This is a genomic window from Deinococcus metalli (genome assembly GCF_014201805.1).
In the GTDB taxonomy this organism is placed as follows: domain Bacteria; phylum Deinococcota; class Deinococci; order Deinococcales; family Deinococcaceae; genus Deinococcus; species Deinococcus metalli.
The window spans coordinates 1-16,944 of record NZ_JACHFK010000006.1 but is presented as its reverse complement, the minus strand read 5'-3'; the positions used below and the strand labels follow the sequence as shown (position 1 = coordinate 16,944).

At 69.9% G+C, this 16,944-nt stretch carries 16 protein-coding genes; 10 read left to right on the top strand and 6 right to left on the bottom strand.

The window, feature by feature from the left end; translation table 11 throughout:
- Positions 1-5 precede the first annotated feature (5 nt).
- Positions 6-1,088 (bottom strand): LacI family DNA-binding transcriptional regulator, encoded by a 1,083-nt coding sequence (locus HNQ07_RS12415; RefSeq protein WP_184112234.1) that lies wholly within the window; start codon positions 1,086-1,088, stop codon positions 6-8.
- A 348-nt stretch (positions 1,089-1,436) separates the two neighbouring features.
- Between HNQ07_RS12415 and HNQ07_RS12410 the strand changes: the two genes are divergently transcribed.
- The 8 genes from HNQ07_RS12410 (at position 1,437) to HNQ07_RS12375 (ending at position 11,920) form a co-directional block, all read left to right on the top strand.
- Positions 1,437-3,419 carry a beta-galactosidase gene (locus HNQ07_RS12410; protein ID WP_184112233.1) on the top strand — a complete coding sequence of 661 codons (1,983 nt, stop codon included), beginning with the start codon at positions 1,437-1,439 and terminating at the stop codon, positions 3,417-3,419.
- Complete coding sequence (locus HNQ07_RS12405; protein WP_184112232.1) at positions 3,416-4,555, top strand: glycoside hydrolase family 53 protein; 1,140 nt, start codon at positions 3,416-3,418, stop codon at positions 4,553-4,555. Before HNQ07_RS12410 ends, HNQ07_RS12405 begins: the two co-directional genes overlap by 4 nt.
- Positions 4,556-4,600: 45 nt before the next feature.
- Entirely contained in the window at positions 4,601-5,785 is a 1,185-nt protein-coding gene (locus HNQ07_RS12400) for a sugar ABC transporter substrate-binding protein (RefSeq protein ID WP_184112231.1), read from the top strand.
- Positions 5,786-5,926: 141 nt separating this feature from the next.
- Positions 5,927-7,030 (top strand): galactose-1-phosphate uridylyltransferase, encoded by a 1,104-nt coding sequence (gene galT / locus HNQ07_RS12395; RefSeq protein ID WP_184112229.1) that lies wholly within the window; start codon positions 5,927-5,929, stop codon positions 7,028-7,030.
- On the top strand, positions 7,027-8,058 hold the full coding sequence (gene galK, locus HNQ07_RS12390; protein ID WP_184112227.1) for a galactokinase: 1,032 nt from the start codon (positions 7,027-7,029) through the stop codon (positions 8,056-8,058). The genes galT and galK overlap by 4 nt, the downstream gene beginning before the upstream one ends.
- A 159-nt stretch (positions 8,059-8,217) precedes the next feature.
- Positions 8,218-10,044, top strand: coding sequence for a circularly permuted type 2 ATP-grasp protein (locus tag HNQ07_RS12385; protein WP_184112225.1), 1,827 nt, complete (start codon positions 8,218-8,220; stop codon positions 10,042-10,044).
- The gene (locus HNQ07_RS12380) at positions 10,045-11,001 is read left to right on the top strand and encodes an alpha-E domain-containing protein (protein ID WP_184112223.1); all 957 of its coding nucleotides are present in this window, start codon (positions 10,045-10,047) and stop codon (positions 10,999-11,001) included.
- Between the two features lie 94 nt (positions 11,002-11,095).
- A complete protein-coding gene (locus tag HNQ07_RS12375) occupies positions 11,096-11,920 on the top strand; it encodes a transglutaminase family protein (RefSeq protein WP_184112221.1) in 825 nt (274 codons plus the stop codon).
- Positions 11,921-11,989: 69 nt separating this feature from the next.
- On the opposite strand, the gene HNQ07_RS12370 is transcribed toward HNQ07_RS12375, so the two are convergent.
- Complete coding sequence (locus tag HNQ07_RS12370; RefSeq protein WP_184112219.1) at positions 11,990-12,595, bottom strand: YIP1 family protein; 606 nt, start codon at positions 12,593-12,595, stop codon at positions 11,990-11,992.
- A 129-nt stretch (positions 12,596-12,724) separates the two neighbouring features.
- On the opposite strand from HNQ07_RS12370, the gene era reads away from it, so the two are divergent.
- Positions 12,725-13,654, top strand: a complete 930-nt coding sequence (era, locus tag HNQ07_RS12365; RefSeq protein ID WP_184112217.1) for a GTPase Era — start codon at positions 12,725-12,727, stop codon at positions 13,652-13,654.
- A gap of 13 nt (positions 13,655-13,667) precedes the next feature.
- Here the strand turns inward: era and HNQ07_RS12360 are convergent, their stop codons facing one another.
- The 4 genes from HNQ07_RS12360 to HNQ07_RS12345 all read right to left on the bottom strand — a co-directional run bounded on the left by HNQ07_RS12360 (position 13,668) and on the right by HNQ07_RS12345 (position 15,937).
- Complete coding sequence (locus tag HNQ07_RS12360) at positions 13,668-14,171, bottom strand: Nudix hydrolase (protein WP_184112215.1); 504 nt, start codon at positions 14,169-14,171, stop codon at positions 13,668-13,670.
- 9 nt (positions 14,172-14,180) lie between these two features.
- Positions 14,181-14,699: a YfiT family bacillithiol transferase gene (locus HNQ07_RS12355; protein WP_184112213.1), complete on the bottom strand. Its 519-nt coding sequence runs from the start codon at positions 14,697-14,699 to the stop codon at positions 14,181-14,183.
- Positions 14,700-14,765: 66 nt separating this feature from the next.
- The gene (locus tag HNQ07_RS12350) at positions 14,766-15,122 is read right to left on the bottom strand and encodes a nucleotide pyrophosphohydrolase (RefSeq protein ID WP_184112211.1); all 357 of its coding nucleotides are present in this window, start codon (positions 15,120-15,122) and stop codon (positions 14,766-14,768) included.
- A gap of 311 nt (positions 15,123-15,433) precedes the next feature.
- Positions 15,434-15,937, bottom strand: a complete 504-nt coding sequence (locus HNQ07_RS12345; protein ID WP_184112209.1) for a DUF4384 domain-containing protein — start codon at positions 15,935-15,937, stop codon at positions 15,434-15,436.
- Positions 15,938-16,054: 117 nt separating this feature from the next.
- Here HNQ07_RS12345 and HNQ07_RS12340 point away from each other — a divergent pair.
- Positions 16,055-16,944: AAA family ATPase (locus tag HNQ07_RS12340; protein WP_311733223.1), on the top strand; the 890-nt coding region annotated here is incomplete at its 3' end.

Genomic DNA, 16,944 nt, shown 5'->3' with positions numbered 1-16,944 from the left:
CTGGATCAGCCGCGCCCGAGCAGCGCGGCGCGCAGGGTATCCAGCGCCGCCTGCACGCCCTGCCGCTCGCCCGAAGGCGGCGCCGTGCTGGCCCGCACGACGAGATCCGGCACGGTGAGCACCGGGGGCGGCGCGGCGTCCTCACCGCGGTCCAGCAGCGACAGCAGGTGCGCGAAGGCGCGGGCGCCCAGCGTGGGAAAGTCCTGCCGTACCGTCGTGAGGGGCGGGATCAGCAGGGCGCTCTCCGGCGTGTCGTCGTAGCCGACCACCGACACGTCGGCGGGCACGTTCAGGCCGCGTTCCCACAGCGCACGCAGCACGCCCACGGCCATCTGGTCGTTCGCCACCAGGATCGCCGTGAACGGTACCCCGCCTGCGAGCAGCCGCAGGGTCGCCGCGTACCCGCTGGCCGGACTCCAGTCGCCCTCGACCACGGCCACCGGCGCCAGATCGCGGGCGGCGAGGGCGGCGCGCCACGCCTGCGGCCGGGCGTTTTCCACCACCGCGTGCCGGGGGCCATCCACGAAGGCGATCCGGGTATGGCCCAGGGCCAGCAGGTGATCGGCGGCCTGCCGCGCGCCGTGCCCCTGGTCGAGCAGCGCGGCAGGCACGAGGGTGCCCAGCGGCACGTCCATGAACACGCACGGCAGGCCCGGAAAGCGCTGGCGCACCGCCACGGCGTCGGCAGAACTCAGCGAGGCGTTCAGCAGCACGCCGTCCACCTGCCGCTCGCGCAGGCCGCGCAGCGTGTGTGTGACGGCCGCCAGCCCGTTCGCGGCCACGATGGACACCAGCAGGCTGTAGCCGGCCTCCCGCGCCGCGTGCTCGATCCCGGCGGTGAGCTGCGACGGGGCGTGCAGCGACAGGTCATTGGTAGCGAAGCCCACCGAGTACGTGCGCTGCCGCGCGAGGCCGGTGGCGAGGCGGTTGGGAACGTAGTTCAGCTGCGCGATGGCGTCGTTCACGCGGGCGCGCGTGCGGGGCGCGACCGGCCCGTGGCCCGTGACCACCCGCGACACGGTCTGCTGCGAGACGTCCGCCAGCGCAGCCACGTCGGCCAGCGTGACGGTCCGGTTGCGGTCGGTCATGCTCAACACCTCCAGCCGATTTCTGTTAAGGCTAACACTCGGGCATTGTCGAGGCCAAGACTGACTTGAGGGTGCGCCTGCGGATCCCACGTCCTTCGTCAGAGGACGCTCGCCCTTCTGCAAAATCTCCGCACCAGATAACAGAATTTCGCTTCTCTCTTCAGGCTCATCAGCAGTTATCTATTGGGCCCCAGGGTCGCATTCAGCGCTGGCACACAACTGTTAACCATAACACTCCGTACGCTGCGGGCACATCGTCATCCGCCGGCGCCACTGGGCGCCCTCCTTCTCCGCACGTCCGGCCTGGACGGCGCGCGGACCCGTCTTGTCCTCCACCGGGAGAGTGTCATGCCGTCTGAATCCCCTACCCCTTCCTCCCTGCTGCTGGGCGTCTGCGATTACCCGGAGCACGTCTCCCCCGACCTGTGGGCGGACTTTGCCCGGCAGCAGCGCGAGCTGGGCCTATCGTTCGTGCGGCTGGCAGAATTCGCGTGGAGCCGTCTGGAACCCCGCGCCGGCGAGTACGACTGGGCGTGGCTGGACGGAGCCATCGAGGTCGCGGCGGCCCAGGGCCTGAAGGTCGTGCTGTGCACGCCCACCGCCGCGCCGCCCGCATGGCTGGTTCAGGCGCACCCGGAGATCCTGCCAGTCGGCCGCGATGGCCGCGTCAAGACCTTCGGCGCCCGGCGGCACTACGACCCGGCCAGCCCGGTATTTCGTGAGCATTCCCGGCGCATCACGCGCGCCCTGGCCGAGCGCTACGGGCAGCACCCGGCAGTGATCGGGTGGCAGACCGACAACGAGTTCGGCTGGGGCGACACCGCGCAGACGTACACCCCGGCGGCGCAGGCGGCGTTCCGCGCGTGGCTGGAGGCGCGCTACGGCACGCTGGACGCCCTGAACGCCGCGTGGGGCAACGTGTTCTGGAGCATGGAGTACAGCGACTGGGCGCAGATCCCGCTGCCCGGCCAGGCGGTCGCGGCGTGCAGTCCGTCGCACACGCTGGACTTCATGCGCTTCACGTCGGGGCTGCTCGCGGCGTTCCAGGCGGAGCAGGTCGCCATCCTGCGCGAGTGCTCGTCGGGCCGCTTCGTGACGCACAACTTCATGGGCTTTTTCAGCGCGTACGACCACCACGAGTTGAGCGTGGGCCTGGACTTCGCGTCGTGGGACTCGTACCCGACCGGCACGCTGACCGCGATTGGCGAGTGGAACGTGATGGAGCCGCAGGTCGCGCTGGAATACGCACGCACCGGGCACCCGGACATCACCGCCTTCAACCATGACCTGTACCGCGGTCTGACCGGCCGGGGCCACTGGGTCATGGAGCAGCAGTGCGGGCAGATCGACTGGGCGCCCAGCAATCCGCTGCCGGCGGCAGGCGCGGTGCCGTTGTGGACGGCCCAGGCGTGGGCGCACGGCGCGGACGGCGTGGCGTACTTCCGCTGGCAGGCCGCCACGATGGCGCAGGAACTCCTGCACTCGGGCCTGCTGCGCCACGACGGCACCCCGGACCGTGGCCACGCCGAGGTGCGGGGCATCGACGCGGCAGCCCACCCGCTGGTGCCGGTCGTGAACCGCGTGGCCGTGCTGCACGACTACGACAGCCTGTGGGCGTACAACGCGCAGCCGCACTCGGGCGGCCTGAACTACTGGGCACAGACCTTCGCGTACTACCGGGCGCTGCGTGCGCTGGGCGTGGACGTGGACATCGTCCATCCGGACAGCGACCTGAGCGGCTACGCCGTGGTCGTCGCGCCCGCGCTGACGGTCATGACGCCGGAGCGTGCCCGGCATCTGGAGGCCGCCACGCACGCCCGGCTGGTGTTCGGGCCGCGCACCGGGCTGCGCCAGCTCTCGGGCCGCGCGCAGGACGGCGGAGGCTTCGGCCCGCTGGCGGGGCTGCTGGGCGCCCGCCCGCTGAACTTCGACTCGCTGCCCGCCGGCCTGGAGCAGACCGTGGCGCTGGAGGGCAGCCCACACGCCGCGCGGCTGTGGGCAGAGGCGTACGACCCGCATGGCGCGGACGTGCTCGCCACCTACGCGGGCGGCCCGCTGGACACTCTGGCCGCCGTGGTCCGGCACGGCACCGTGACCGTGATCGGCGCGCACAGCGACACGCTGATCGCGGCCGTCCTGCGCGGCGTGCTGGCGGACGCCGGCATTGAGGTCACGCCCATGCCGGAGGGCGTCCGCGTCTCGCGGCGCGGCGGCCACACCCTGGTGCAGAACTGGACGGCCCGCAGCGTGACGTGGCGCGGCCACGTGCTCCCGCCGGTCAGTTCGGTGCTGCTCGCGTCCCCCGTGTCCACTCTGGAGGAATTCGCATGACTGCCCTGATCCCCCCCACGCTGCTGCTCGCCCTGACCGCCGGCCTGATCTCGTGCGCGTCGTCGCCGGATGTCCAGGCCAGGGCCACCGCCCCGCTGAGCGCCCAGGCCAGCCCCGCCAGGGACAAGGACTTCGCGTGGATTCGTGGCGTGGACGTCTCCGAGGCGCGGGACGCCGAGCTGCACGGCGTGCAGTTCAGGGACACGGACGGCAAGGTCCGGCCCGCGCTGAAGATCGTCAAGGACCACAAGTTCGGCTGGGTGCGCGTGCGGCTGATGGTCGATCCGGACGGCCGCTACGGTCTGGCGCAGGACCTGCCGTACGTGAAGGCCATGCTGCTGGACGCCAAAAAACAGAACCTCCACGTGCTGCTCGACCTGCACTACTCGCACTGGTGGGCCGATCCCGGCGGGCAGTGGACGCCGCCGCGCTGGCAGGGCCAGGACGCCAGGGCGCTGGAGACGTCGGTGTACGACTACACGCGGGACGTGATCACGCAGCTGCGCGCCCAGGACACCCCGCCGGACATGGTGCAGGTCGGCAATGAGATCAACGGCGGAATGCTGTGGGAGGTCGGCCGCATCCGGAACGACGACATGACCACCTTCGCGAAGCTCACGAACGCGGGCGTGCGGGCCGTGCGTGACGCGAGCGGCGGCCCGGCCACGACCCCGCCCGTGATGATCCACATCGCCAAGATCGGGGACGCCGCCGCGACCGTCGCGTGGTACCGCGCGTTCCAGCAGGCCGGCGGGCAGTTCGACACCATCGGCATCTCGTACTACCCGATGTGGCACGGCTCCTTCGCGGAGCTGGACGAGACCATCCGCGCGCTGAACGCCGCCTTCGCCAAACCCGTGTACGTGGCCGAGACGGCGCTGTACTGGGCGCCGAACGAGAAGGGCTACACGAACGTGCCGTACCCGCAGACGCCACAGGGTCAGCTCGACTATCTGCGCGCCCTGTCACCGGTCGTGCAGCATGCCGGCGGACACGGAATTTTCTACTGGGGCGCGTTCTGGTCGCAGAGCGCGAAGTGGCTCAGTGCCCCCGGCTGGACCGACGACGACGCCTCACGCCGCGCCCTGTTCGACGACGACGCGAAGGCCACCCCGGCCATCGACGGCCTGAACTGATCCGCCTTCCCTGAACACCACGCCACCCGTCCCCAGGAGGACTCCATGAACCGACTGCTCACCCTCACCGCCCTCGTACTCGCCTCCCAGGCGTCGGCCGCCACGCTGACCGTGTGGAACCACTTCACGGACGCCGCCGAGGTCGCGTGGCTGCGCGCCCAGGCCGCCGCGTTCCAGAAGGCGACCGGCACTGCGGTGAACATCGTGGCCCTGCCGCTCGACCAGATCCCGGACAAGCTGCTCCAGGCCGCGCCCAAGGGCCAGGGGCCGGACATGGTCGTGACCCTGCCGCAGGACCGCCTGGGACAGCTCGCGTCGGCGGGCATCATCGAGCCGCTCGACAAGTACCTGACGTCGAAGACCGACCTCGACAAGACCGCGCTGAGCGCCATGACCTACAACGGCAAACTGTTCGGCCTGCCGATGTTCGCCGAGTCCGTGGCGCTGATCTACAACAAGAAGATCGTGAAGACCGCGCCGACCACGTGGGACGAGTTCATCAAGGTGGCGCAGGCGAACACCGGCAACGGCAAGTTCGGCTTCCTGGTGGACCTGACGAACGCCTACGCGAACTACGGGATCTTCAGCGCGTACGGCAGCTACATCTTCAAGAACAACGGCGGCACCCTGAACGTGAAGGACGTGGGCATCGGCAACGCGGGCGCGCTGAAGGCCGTCAGCGTGATGAACGACCTGCGCTACAAGTACAACCTCGTGCCCGAGGGCGTGACCGCCGACGCCGCCAAGGGCGCCTTCGTGGACGGCCGGCTGGGCATGCTGATCACCGGACCGTGGGACATGGGCGACATCAAGAAGGCCGGCATCGACTACGGCATCACCACGCTGCCGACCCCTCCCGGCGCCACGTCAAAGTGGTCGCCCTTCGTGGGCGTGCAGGGCGTGATCCTGAACGCCTACGGCAAGAACAAGGCCGCCGCCGCGCAGTTCGCCAAGATGCTGGTCAGCCAGGACTCGCAGACGTCGTTCAACCAGGCGGGCGGGCGCATTCCGGTCAGCCTGGCGGCGCGCACCAAGCTCAAGAACAACCCCATCGTGCAGGGATTCGGCAAGGCCATCTCGGCCGGCACGCCCATGCCGAACGTGCCGCAGATGGGCGCGATCTGGGGGCCGTGGGGCAGCGCGGTCGCGCAGAGCGTGCAAAAGCCCAACCCGGACTACCGCTCGATCCTCGACAGCGCGCTGAAGGAAGTCAGCAGCAACATCAAGTGAGCGCGTGCCCCCAGGGGCAACGGAGCCCAGCGCGACCGGATACGCAACCCGGTCCACGCTGGGCTCGTCATGTAGACATCCGCCGGGATTCCCCACGCGCGGATTCCGGAGGGTCGTCCGGGGAAAGGTAGGATACTCAGCATGCACCAACAGGACTTCACGAAGCCGGACGGGCGGGCGCTGACGCTGTACGGTCTGCACCCGGTCCGCGTGGACAGCGAGATCCCCAGCCCGAGCCCGGACCCGGTGGACGCCCGGCCGGTGATGCGCTGGCATCCGCTGCGCAGCGAGTGGGTCATGTACGCCGCACACCGCATGGGCCGCACCTTCCTGCCCCCGCCCGAGTACAACCCGCTGGCCCCCACCAGCGACCCCGAACATCCCACCGAACTGCCGCGCGGCACGTACGACATCGCGGTCTTCCAGAACCGCTTCCCCAGCCTGACCCTCACCGCCCCGGACCCCGGTCTTGGACCGGCCGACACGCGCGCCGGGGTGGGCGCGTGCGAGGTCGTGGTGTTCAGCCAGGACGCGGGCGGCCGGCTGTGCGACCTCTCGGACGAGCAGATCGGGCTGCTGCTGCAGGTGTGGGCCGACCGCACCACCCGGCTGGCCGCCACCGGCAAGATCAAGAGCGTGCTGGCCTTCGAGAACCGCGGCGTGGAGGTCGGCGTGACGCTGCACCACCCGCACGGCCAGATCTACGCCTACGACCACATCCCGCCGGTGCAGGCCACCATGCTGCGCAGCGCCGAGGCGTACCACGCGGACCTGGGCCGGCCGTGGCTGGCGGATTTCGTTCCGCAGGAACGCGCCTCGGGCGAGCGGGTCATCCGCGACGACGGCGAGGCCCTGAGCGTGGTGCCGCCGTTCGCGCGCTACACCTACGAGACGTGGGTGCTGCCCGCCCGGCCGGTGGGCCTGCTCTCGGAGCTGAGCGACGCCGAACGCGCGAGCTTCGCGCGGGTGCTGCGCGACGCGCTGCGGCGCCTGGACGGATTGTTCGGCGGGCGCATGCCCTACCTGATGACGGTGCACCAGGCCCCGCTGGACGGACCGCACCCGGCCTTCCCGCTGCACATCGAGATCTACCCGTACCTGCGCGCGCCGGGCCGCATGAAATACCTGGCCGGCACCGAGCAGGGTGCGGGCGAGTTCGCCAACGACAAGTACCCGGAGGCCGCCGCTCAGGAGTTGCGCGCCGTGAACCTGGAAGACGTCAAGCTGGACGGGGGCGACCAGTGAGCAGCTTCGAGACGATCTTCGGCCGCGCGCCGGAGGCGACGGCGTCCGCGCCGGGCCGCGTGAACCTGCTGGGCGAGCACACCGATTACCAGGGCGGCTTCGTGCTGCCCACCGCGATTCCGCAGCGCACCACCGTCAGCGTGGCCCGCAACGGCAGCGCCGAGCACGTGCTGCACAGCGCCAACAGCCACAAGACCCTGCGCGTGACGGTGGGCGAGGTCGGCACCGACTTCGCGCCGTACCTGACCGGCTGCCTGAACCTGTGCGGCGTGCAGGAGGGCATGGACGTGTACGTGCAGGGCAATGTGCCCAGCGGCGGCCTGAGCAGCAGCGCGGCGCTGGAGGTCGCGGCCCTGCGCGCCCTGAGAACGCTGTACGGCCTGGCACTGGACGACGTGGCGCTGGCGCTGCGCGGCGTGCAGGTCGAGCACGAGTTCGTGGGCGTGCAGTGCGGCGTGATGGACCAGATGGCGTCCAGCCTGGCCGACACCACCACCATGCTGCTGATCGACACGCGCAGCCTGGAGCGTCGCGCAGTGCCGTTCCCGGAGGGCGCGGAGGTGCTGGTGATCGATTCCGGCGTGCCGCGGCGCCTGGCCGAGAGCGGCTACAACGAGCGCCGCGCCCAGGTCGAGGAGGCCTCGCGCCTGCTGGGCGTGACGGAACTGCGCGACGTGACGGACGTGGCGGCGCTGGACGGCCTGCCCGAGCTGCTGAAAAAGCGCGCCCGGCACGTGGTCACCGAGAACGCCCGCGTACTGGCCGGCCTGGGCGCGGACGCAGCGGCCTTCGGGCAGCTGATGAACGCCAGCCACACCTCGCTGCGCGACGACTACGAGGTCTCGCACCCGCAGGTGGACACGCTGGTGGCGCTGCTGCAGGCGCACCCCGACATCTTCGGGGCCAGGATGACCGGCGCGGGCTTCGGCGGGGCGGTCGTGGCGCTCGCGCGGGCCGGGCAGGCGGCCGCGGCAGCCCAGGCCGTGCTCGCGTCGTACGGCGCGGACGGCCGCCGCGTCGTGCCGTAGGCCCCGGACACTGCTGACAGGAACGCGAGACAGGAGCGCGGGGCCACCCACCAGGCGGCCCCGCGCTCCTGTGGCCTGCACAACGTGGACAGCTGAGGCGCTCCCCACGCCCCGAGCGGCTATCTTCCGTGTCAGGGATGCGCCCAAGGAGGGCAGTGGATGAAGTATGAGCCGGGCAACCAGTTCTTCGACGAGATGTTCACCGCGCAGGGCGACGTCCGTCCCCATTACCAGGGCGTCCTGGAGTACCTCGACCGGCTGGGCGTGCGGGAATTCCAACGCCGGCACGAGCTGCTGGACATGGCCTTCCGCAACCAGGGCATCACCTTCACGGTGTACGGCGACGCGCAGGGCACCGAGCGCACCTTTCCCTTCGACCCGGTGCCGCGCATCATTCCGGCCAGCGAGTGGGCGCACGTGGAGGCGGGCCTGACCCAGCGCGTGAAGGCCCTGAACGCCTTCCTGCGCGACATCTACTCCGCCGCCGAGATCCTCGGGGACGGCGTGATCCCGGCCGAACTGGTGTACACGTCGGGGCACTTCCGCCGCGAGGTACACGGCGTGCTGCCGCCCAACGGCCTGTACACGCACATCGTGGGCACCGACCTGATCCGCGACGAGCAGGGCAATTACCTGGTGCTGGAGGACAACCTGCGCTCGCCCAGCGGCGTGTCGTACCTGATGGCCAACCGGCAGGCCATGACCCGTATCTACCCGGGCATGTTCGAGAACCAGGGCGTGCGGCCGGTGCAGCACTACGCGGCCGAGTTGCAGCGGCTGCTGTCGTCGGTCAGTCCGCGCGAGCACGGCACGGTGGTGGTGCTCACGCCCGGCATGTACAACAGCGCGTACTTCGAGCACGCCTTCCTGGCCCAGCAGATGGGCGTGGAACTCGTGGAGGGCCGCGACCTGTTCGTGGACGGCGGCCGGGTGTGGATGCGCACCACCGGCGGGCGTCAGCAGGTGGACGTGATCTACCGCCGTGTGGACGACGACTTCCTCGACCCGCTGGCGTTCCGGCGCGACTCGTCGCTGGGCGTGCCGGGCCTGATCGAGGTCTACCGGCAGGGCCGCGTGGCGATTGCCAACGCCATCGGCACCGGCGTGGCCGACGACAAGGCGGTGTACGCCTACGTGCCGGACATGATCCGCTACTACCTGAACGAGGAACCCATCCTGAACAACGTGCCCACGTACCTGGGCTGGAACGCCGAGCACCTGGAGCACATGCTCTCCAACGCGTCCGAGATGGTGTTCAAGGCGGTGGGCGAGGCCGGCGGCTACGGCATGCTGATCGGCCCGTCCGCCACGGGCGCCGAGATCAGCGAGTACCTCGAGAAGGTGCGCGCCAACCCGCGCGAGTTCATCGCGCAGCCGGTGGTGGGCCTGTCGCGGCACCCGACGTTCTACCCGGACAGCGCGGAGTTCGAGGGCGCGCACATCGACCTGCGGCCCTACGTGCTGTGCGGCGATCCGGTCACCATCGTGCCGGGGGGCCTCACGCGCGTGGCCCTGCGCCGCGGCAGCCTGGTCGTGAACTCCAGCCAGGGGGGCGGCAGCAAGGACACCTGGGTGCTCGACCACGATGGCCCCGCCACGCCGCTGGGCATGAACCAGCTGATGCACGGGGACGTGACGGACGCGGCGGGCGTGCAGTCCCAGTCGCAGGCGCAGTTCCAGGGCGGCTTCGGGTCCGTGCCCATTGACGCCACGCCGGATCGCCAGCACGTGGCGTTCTCGCCGGAATATGCCCAGCTGCGCGAACGCGTGGCCGACGAAGCGCTGACCTCGGCGTACGAGCAGAGCCACGAGCCGCGCCCGGACGGCGCGGAGCCGCACCAGTCGCAGTCGCAGAGCCAGTCCCAGTCCGGGAGCGGGCAGCAGTCGCAGAGCCAGTCCCAGTCGCAGGGCGGCGCGGTGTCGCCGGGCGGACGGTCGTACCAGCAGCAGCTGGAGAAGGACGAACTGACGGGGGGTGAGGGCTGAGTGCTGCTGCTCTCGAGACTGGCCGAAAGCCTGTACTGGATCGGGCGCTACATGGAACGCGCGGAGAACGCCGCCCGACTCCTGAACGTCAACTATTACGCGACCCTGGAGATGGCCGGGCGGGGCCGCGAGCACTGGGCGCCGCTGCTGGAGCTCACGGGCGGCGAGGCCGCTCTGCGCGCCAAGTACGGGCGGCTGGACGCCCGCTCGATCTCGTCGTGGATGGCCTTCGACCACGACAACCCCAGTTCGATCGCCAGCTCGCTGATGCGCGCGCGTGAGAACGCCCGCGGCCTGCGCGACCGGATTCCCAGCGAGATGTGGGAGAGCCTGAACCGCGCGTACCTGACGCTGTGCTTCGAGAACGGCGACATCCTCGACCGGGACGGCCTCTTCGAATACTGCGTGGCGGCGCGCGACGCGTCGCAGTTCTTCTTCGGTATCGCCTTCGCGACCCTGCCGCGCGACGAGGGCTGGTCGTTCATGCGCGCCGGACAGACCCTGGAGCGCGGCGACAACACGCTGCGGGTCCTCCAGAGCCGTCTGAAGGACGCGGCCGTGCAGGCGCTGCGCGACGACCCGGCGGGCCGCACCCTGCAGGACCAGCGCTGGGTGAGTGCGCTGAAGGGCGCGAGCGCCTACGAGGCGTACCGCAAGAGCGTGCATACCGGGATCCACCCGCTGCGCATCGCGGAGTTCCTGCTGCTGGACGAGTTCTTCCCGCGCTCGGTGCGCTACAGCGCCGAGAACCTGCACGACGCCCTCACGCAGATCGACCGGCACCACCCGGGCGCCCACCCGGAAATCCTGAAGCTGTCGCGCTGGCTGGTGGCGCGGCTGCAGTTCGCGTCGGTGGAGCACATCGTCGAGGACGAGTACCCGTCCATCGAGGAGCTGCTGAGCGATTTCAACCGGGTGGGCGCGGCGATCAACGCCGCCTACTTCGAGCAGGAATGAGACCCGGCCTGAAGCGGTCCTTGACCTCCGGAGTGTCAGGACGCAGAAGCTGTCACACTGCCCGCCGGAGGCCGTCCGGCCAGGGGCACGACTGATGCGCTGCGAGATCCGCCACACCACCGAGTACCGCTACCCCGTCCCGGCGTGGGATTCATTCAACCAGGTGCGGCTGCACCCGTCGCAGGAGGCCCGCCAGTCGGTGCGGTCCTTCCACCTGCACGTCGCTCCAGAGGCAGAGATCACGTCGCGCAAGGACTACTTCGGGGCGATCGTGCACCACGTCCACGTGCACGAACCGCACACACACCTGGTCATCGAGGCGCAGGCCATCGTGGACACGCACGCGCTGCCGCTGCCGCCGCCCACGCCCGTCAGCGCCCTGCGCGCCGAACGGCGCCGCAACACCGAGTTCCTGGTCGCCAGTCCGCGCGTGCCGGCCGGCGACTGGCCGGAGATCTTCGGCGTGACCCGACCCGGCCAGACCGACGACCTGCCGGACTTCATGATGGACCTCACCACGTACCTGTACCGGCGCTTCACGTACGACACGCGCGCGACCGGGGTACGTACCCCGCTGGCGGAGTTCGCGCAGCACGGGCGCGGCGTGTGCCAGGACTTCACCCACGCCATGCTAGGTATCACGCGGCAGCTGGGCATCCCGGCACGCTATGTGAGCGGCTACCTGTACTCGGGCGGCGAGATGAAAGGCGCCGAGGCCACGCACGCGTGGGTGGAGGTGCTGATTCCGGATTACGGCTGGCTCGGCTACGACCCCACCAACAACTGCATGGCACAGGAAAAGCACGTCAAGATCGGGCACGGCCGCGAGTACAGCGACATCTCGCCGGTGCGCGGCACGTACTACGGCGGCGGCAAGGGCGAACTGGACGTGGCCGTGCACGTGTACGGCGAGCAGTAGCGCGCCCAGGGAAAGGGCATGCAGGAAGGGCGCGGCCACTCGAGCCGCGCCCTTCGCCTGGATGGAACGTCAGTTGCCGCTGATGGCGCGGCCGACCGCGAAGAGCGAGGCGAAGAAGCCGCCGACCGCCGCGGAGACCAGGAAGCTGGCGATCCACGCCAGCACCAGCGTGGCGATGGACTGGCCCTGGTCGCGCAGGTTCATGCTGGACTGCACCGCCAGGAAGCCGAAGTAGATCATCACCAGGCCGATCAGGAACGACACCAGCCAGCCCAGGACCGGGATGATACCGATCAGGGTGCTGACGATGCTCAGCGGCACGAAGAACAGCGCGAAGGAGTACGCGACCTCGGAGAAGGTGCCGGTGCCCTTGAAGAGGTTCTTGCCGATCAGGTACACGGCCCCGGTGAAGATCAGGAACTGCACGGGAATGATGATCAGGCGCGAGATCAGCTGGCCGAAGAACGACACGTCGGAGTGGAACAGCGCGAAGAAGGCGGCGATCACGGCCGACACCACGGCGGCGACCATGACGTACAGCAGCGCGGCGTTCAGGTTGCCGCGGCGCTCGTAGCGCTCGAAGGTGGCGGGGCTGGGCTGCGACAGCACGGCCACGCTCTGGGCGAACATTTCCTGAACCTGGGCGCGGGCGTCGGTCTGGACTGGGCCTCTCATGCCCCACAGTACGGCTCCCATGTCAGGTGCGTTGCCTCATGGAAACTTCATCAAACCTTTACGATCGGCTTCGCCCGATGGTGGCCCACGCCGGACGTCCAGCGGCTCACCCATGCGACAATGACCGCGATGACCGATCTTCACATGACCTCCAATGATGCGCCCACGGACAGCCACAGCGGCTTCGTGGCCATCGTCGGCAAGCCCAACGTGGGCAAGAGCACCCTGCTGAACGCCTTCCTGAACACCAAGGTGGCGCCCACCAGCCCGCGGCCGCAGACCACCCGCCGGGGCGTCCGCGGCATCCACACCACCGACACGCACCAGATCGTGTTCGTGGACACCCCCGGCGTCCACAAGCCCAAGGACGCCCTGGGCAAGTACATGAACCAGGAAGTGCACGCCGCCCTGGCCGACGTGGACGCGATCCTGTGGGTGGTGGACCTGCGCCATCCGCCCACCGACGAGGACAACATGGTCGCCCACCAGGTGCGCGATCTGCCCAAGCCGCTGTTCCTGATCGGCAACAAGCGCGACGTCGCCAAGTACCCGGAGGAGGCCATGAAGCTCTACCGGGGGCTGCTGGAGGGCCGCAGCGGCGACACCACCGAGCTGACGCTCTCGGCGCAGAACGACACCGCCGCCGTGGCGACGCTGCGCGAGCAGGTGATGGACACCCTGCCCGAGAGCCCCTTCTTCTACCCGCGCGGCGGGGCGTCTGACCAGACGCGCGAGATGTGGGCGGCCGAGATCATCCGCGAGGAAGCCATGAAGAAGCTGCGCGACGAACTGCCCTACGCGGTCGCCACGCGCGTGACCTCGTGGACGGAGCGCGAGGACGGCCTGCAGCGCATCGAGGGCGAGGTCGTGGTCGAGAAGAACGCCCACAAGGGCATGGTGATCGGCTCCGGCGGCAAGCAGCTCAAGGAGATCGGGCAGGCCGCGCGCAAGCAGCTGGAGATCTTCCTGAACCGTAAGGTCTACCTGGGGCTGGAAGTCATCGTGATCCCGGGCTGGCGAGAGGACGAGGAAGCCCTGCGCGAACTCGGCTACGAGTAACCGGCGTTCTGGGCTATAGGGTGGAACGGCTCGCCGTGACCGGGGGCCGCTGCTCGCTGTCACGCTCCCTCAGCACGTCCTCGTAGAACAGCTTGGTGTGGTACATGCGGAGCAGTCCGGCGTCGTACAGGCAGTCGAATTCACGTCGTGGTATGAATCGCACGTCCGCGACCTCGCCCGGGATGGTGGGACGGTACGTCGAGCCCGGGAGCGCCTCGGCCAGCCACGCGTGCCTCAGCACCGGCTCGCCGTCGGGAAAGCGGCCCAGGTATACAGCCAGGAAGCGCGTCAGGCGTACGCGCACGCCGGCCTCTTCCCAGGCCTCGCGCACCGCGGTGTCCTGGGGGTTCTCGCCGTCCTCGACCGTGCCGCTGGGAATGTGCCACAGACCGGCCTTCTGGCCCTCTGCTGGCGCGCCGTGCTCCTGCACCAGCAGGATGTCCCCGGCCGGGTTCAGGATCACGACGCCGGCCGCGCGGTGCGTGATCGGCGTGTGGAATTCGGGGCCGAACTGCACGCGCCCCGATTACCAGCCCTGCCGCTCGCGCAGGCCCGTGATGTGCGCCACGTGGTGCCGGCCGTGCCACGCGTACATACCGAGCAGCGTGTCGAGGGTATACGTGCGGCCCTGCGCGGGGTGCGTCCACTCGCGGGCGAAGTCGGTCACGCCGCCCAGCACGGTGACCAGGCGCGTGTGCAGGCCATCCAGCAGTTCCAGACTGAGCGCTGGTGGCAGCGCCGAGTCCGGCAACTCGGCCCAGAGCTGCTCCTCATAGGGCTTCACGGTCGGGTTGTCCTCGGTCAGGGCGAGTTTGACGCGCACGTAGGCGTTCATGTGGCTGTCCGCGACGTGGTGCACCACCTGCCGCACGCTCCAGCCGCCCTCGCGGTAGGGCGTGTCCAGCTGAGCGTCGTCCAGGCCGTGCGCGGCGGCGCGCAGCTCGACCGGCAGCGCGCGGATGGCGCCCAGCGCTGCCTCGCGCTCCTCGGGGCTCAAACTCAGGTGAATGGGCATCGGGCCGATGGGATAGCGGGGGTCGGTCATGGCAGGCTCCTGAAGGCGCGGGGCAGGGCGGACTGCTGCCGAGGCTACGGGCCGCCCTCCGGCAGATCAAGGGCCACTCTGTTCCGGATCTGCGCTCAGGGAAGCGTCCTTTCTCGTCCAGCGGTCGGCGTCGCGCGTCTCGACCTTGTGCATCATGCGCTCAAAGCCGCGCTCGAGGCTCAGGCCGCGCTCGTTGGCAAGGCAGACCATCACGAACAGCAGGTCCGCGAGTTCCAGTTCCAGGTCGCCGGGGTCCTCGCCGGGTTTGGGCGTCTTGCCGTTCTGGTGCGCCAGCACGCGCGCGACCTCGCCGGTCTCCTCCGTCAGGCGGGCCAGCATCAGCAGCGGCGGAAAGTAGCCCTCCTTGAACTGCGAGATGTAGGCGTCCACGCGGGCGCTGGCGTCAGCGAAGGTCAGGGCCATGTGGGTCAGCATAGGTCATGCCCCGTGCGCTGGGCTGGCCGCCCGCCACGTAGCCGATGCGTCTCCCGCCCGCTGGCCGGAAGCCTGTGGACGGCCGCCCCTCTCTGCCTGCTCCGTGCTGGCCCACCCATGTGAAACGTGGTCCGAGCGCCGTACCTGCGCGGCACGCAGCGCACTGAGCGCGAGGCCATAATCCACACGCAGAACAGCGTCGGAGCGCAGAGATGTCCTGCGCTCCGGTCTCTGATCGTGGCGTTGCGGGGTGCGGGCATGCCGGTCGAGCCCAACTGGACGGGCCGGCGGCCGCGCCCTCAGCGGATGTAGAAGAAGGTCTCCTGCACGTCGCGGTCGGCCTGCGGGTAGGGGCTGACGTAGGCGTTCGTGAAGGTGTTCCAGCGGTCGCCGTCGTAATAGCCACTGATCACGAGGTCGGTGGTGGGACGCACGCGGGTGAAGATCGCACGGACGCGCTGGATGCCGCGGGGCGGCGCGATGGTGTACACCACCCCGTCCTGGGCGCGCGGGAAGGACGTGGTGCCGGGCTGCACGTACACGTTGCGGGCGAGCACACTGGCGTAGCCGTTGCTCTGCAGCGCGACCAGCGTCACGTAGCCAGCGGCGCGGGTGCCGACGTTGATACGGACGTTCTCGCCCACGGCGTAGCTGCTGCCCTCGCCACGGTCCGGCTTCAGGCCGCTGATCAGGTTCCCGCCGCTCGCCTGGAGGGTCAGGTTCGGGCGGACGGACACTGTGCACGCGCTGAGCCCCACGGCGAGGGCGCTCGCGATCACGGCGGTGGTGTGAACTGGACGCATGGCCGCAGCATACGGGCCGGGCCTGACGGAAAACTGAGTGCTGAGCCGGGCCACTGTTCACCCAGTGGGCGGGACGGCGTCACGATGTCCGCGCGGGGCGCTGGCGTAGCATGACGCATGGTCCGCCCGACGCGCATGTCGTTCCAGTCCAGCGAGCGGCCCGCCGCACACCGCGGCGGCTGGTGGCCGGTCGCCGCCCTCCTGGCTCTGCTGCTGGGCAGCGCGCCTGTCCACGCACAGGCGACCGCGTCGGCCAGCACCGTCCAGTCCGGCACGGTCGCGGCGGTTCCGACGGCGCGCCTGGGCGGCGGCTACTCCACCAACCGCTTCTTCGACGATCTCAAGCGCGGACGGGTCGCGGCCGTCACGCTGGACAGCCTGGGGAACGCCACGGTGAGTTTCATGCCCTGCCGCACCAGCGACGGCTGCGACGGCCAGGACAACGGTGGCCGGGCGCGCACGCTGGTCGTCCCGGCGGACGGCGCGACCCTCGACCGCATCCGCGCGGCGGGCGTGCCGCTGCGGGTCGTGCCGGGCGGTTCGGCCTTCGGGTGGATCGGTCAGGCGCTGCCGCTGGTGCTGACCGGCCTGATCCTGCTGGTGCTGTGGCGCAGCATGCGCGGCAGTTCCGGCGCGGGCAGCGCAAGCACGTTCGGGAAGAGCAAGGCGGCGGTGATCGCGGAGGGGCAGATCAAGCTCTCCTTCCAGGACGTCGCGGGCTGCGACGAGGCCAAGCAGGACCTGCAGGAAGTCGTGGACTTCCTGCGTGCCCCCGACAAGTACCACGCCCTCGGCGCCCGCATCCCCCACGGCGTGCTCCTCGTCGGTCCCCCCGGTTCCGGCAAGACCCTGCTCGCCAAGGCCGTCGCCGGGGAGGCCAAGGTCCCGTACTTCTCCATCTCCGGCTCCGACTTCGTCGAGATGTTCGTCGGGGTCGGTGCCGCCCGCGTGCGGGACCTGTTCGAGCAGGCGCGCAAGAGCGCGCCCTGCATCGTCTTCATCGACGA

Bases quoted from the DNA above. Each gene is read 5' to 3' on its own strand.
- HNQ07_RS12415 (WP_184112234.1), bottom strand. From the start codon at position 1,088: ATGACCGACCGCAACCGGACCGTCACGCTGGCCGACGTGGCTGCGCTG.
- HNQ07_RS12410 (WP_184112233.1), top strand. From the start codon at position 1,437: ATGCCGTCTGAATCCCCTACCCCTTCCTCCCTGCTGCTGGGCGTCTGC.
- HNQ07_RS12405 (WP_184112232.1), top strand. From the start codon at position 3,416: ATGACTGCCCTGATCCCCCCCACGCTGCTGCTCGCCCTGACCGCCGGC.
- HNQ07_RS12400 (WP_184112231.1), top strand. From the start codon at position 4,601: ATGAACCGACTGCTCACCCTCACCGCCCTCGTACTCGCCTCCCAGGCG.
- galT (WP_184112229.1), top strand. From the start codon at position 5,927: ATGCACCAACAGGACTTCACGAAGCCGGACGGGCGGGCGCTGACGCTG.
- HNQ07_RS12385 (WP_184112225.1), top strand. From the start codon at position 8,218: ATGAAGTATGAGCCGGGCAACCAGTTCTTCGACGAGATGTTCACCGCG.
- HNQ07_RS12375 (WP_184112221.1), top strand. From the start codon at position 11,096: ATGCGCTGCGAGATCCGCCACACCACCGAGTACCGCTACCCCGTCCCG.
- HNQ07_RS12370 (WP_184112219.1), bottom strand. From the start codon at position 12,595: ATGAGAGGCCCAGTCCAGACCGACGCCCGCGCCCAGGTTCAGGAAATG.
- era (WP_184112217.1), top strand. From the start codon at position 12,725: ATGACCGATCTTCACATGACCTCCAATGATGCGCCCACGGACAGCCAC.
- HNQ07_RS12355 (WP_184112213.1), bottom strand. From the start codon at position 14,699: ATGACCGACCCCCGCTATCCCATCGGCCCGATGCCCATTCACCTGAGT.
- HNQ07_RS12350 (WP_184112211.1), bottom strand. From the start codon at position 15,122: ATGGCCCTGACCTTCGCTGACGCCAGCGCCCGCGTGGACGCCTACATC.
- HNQ07_RS12345 (WP_184112209.1), bottom strand. From the start codon at position 15,937: ATGCGTCCAGTTCACACCACCGCCGTGATCGCGAGCGCCCTCGCCGTG.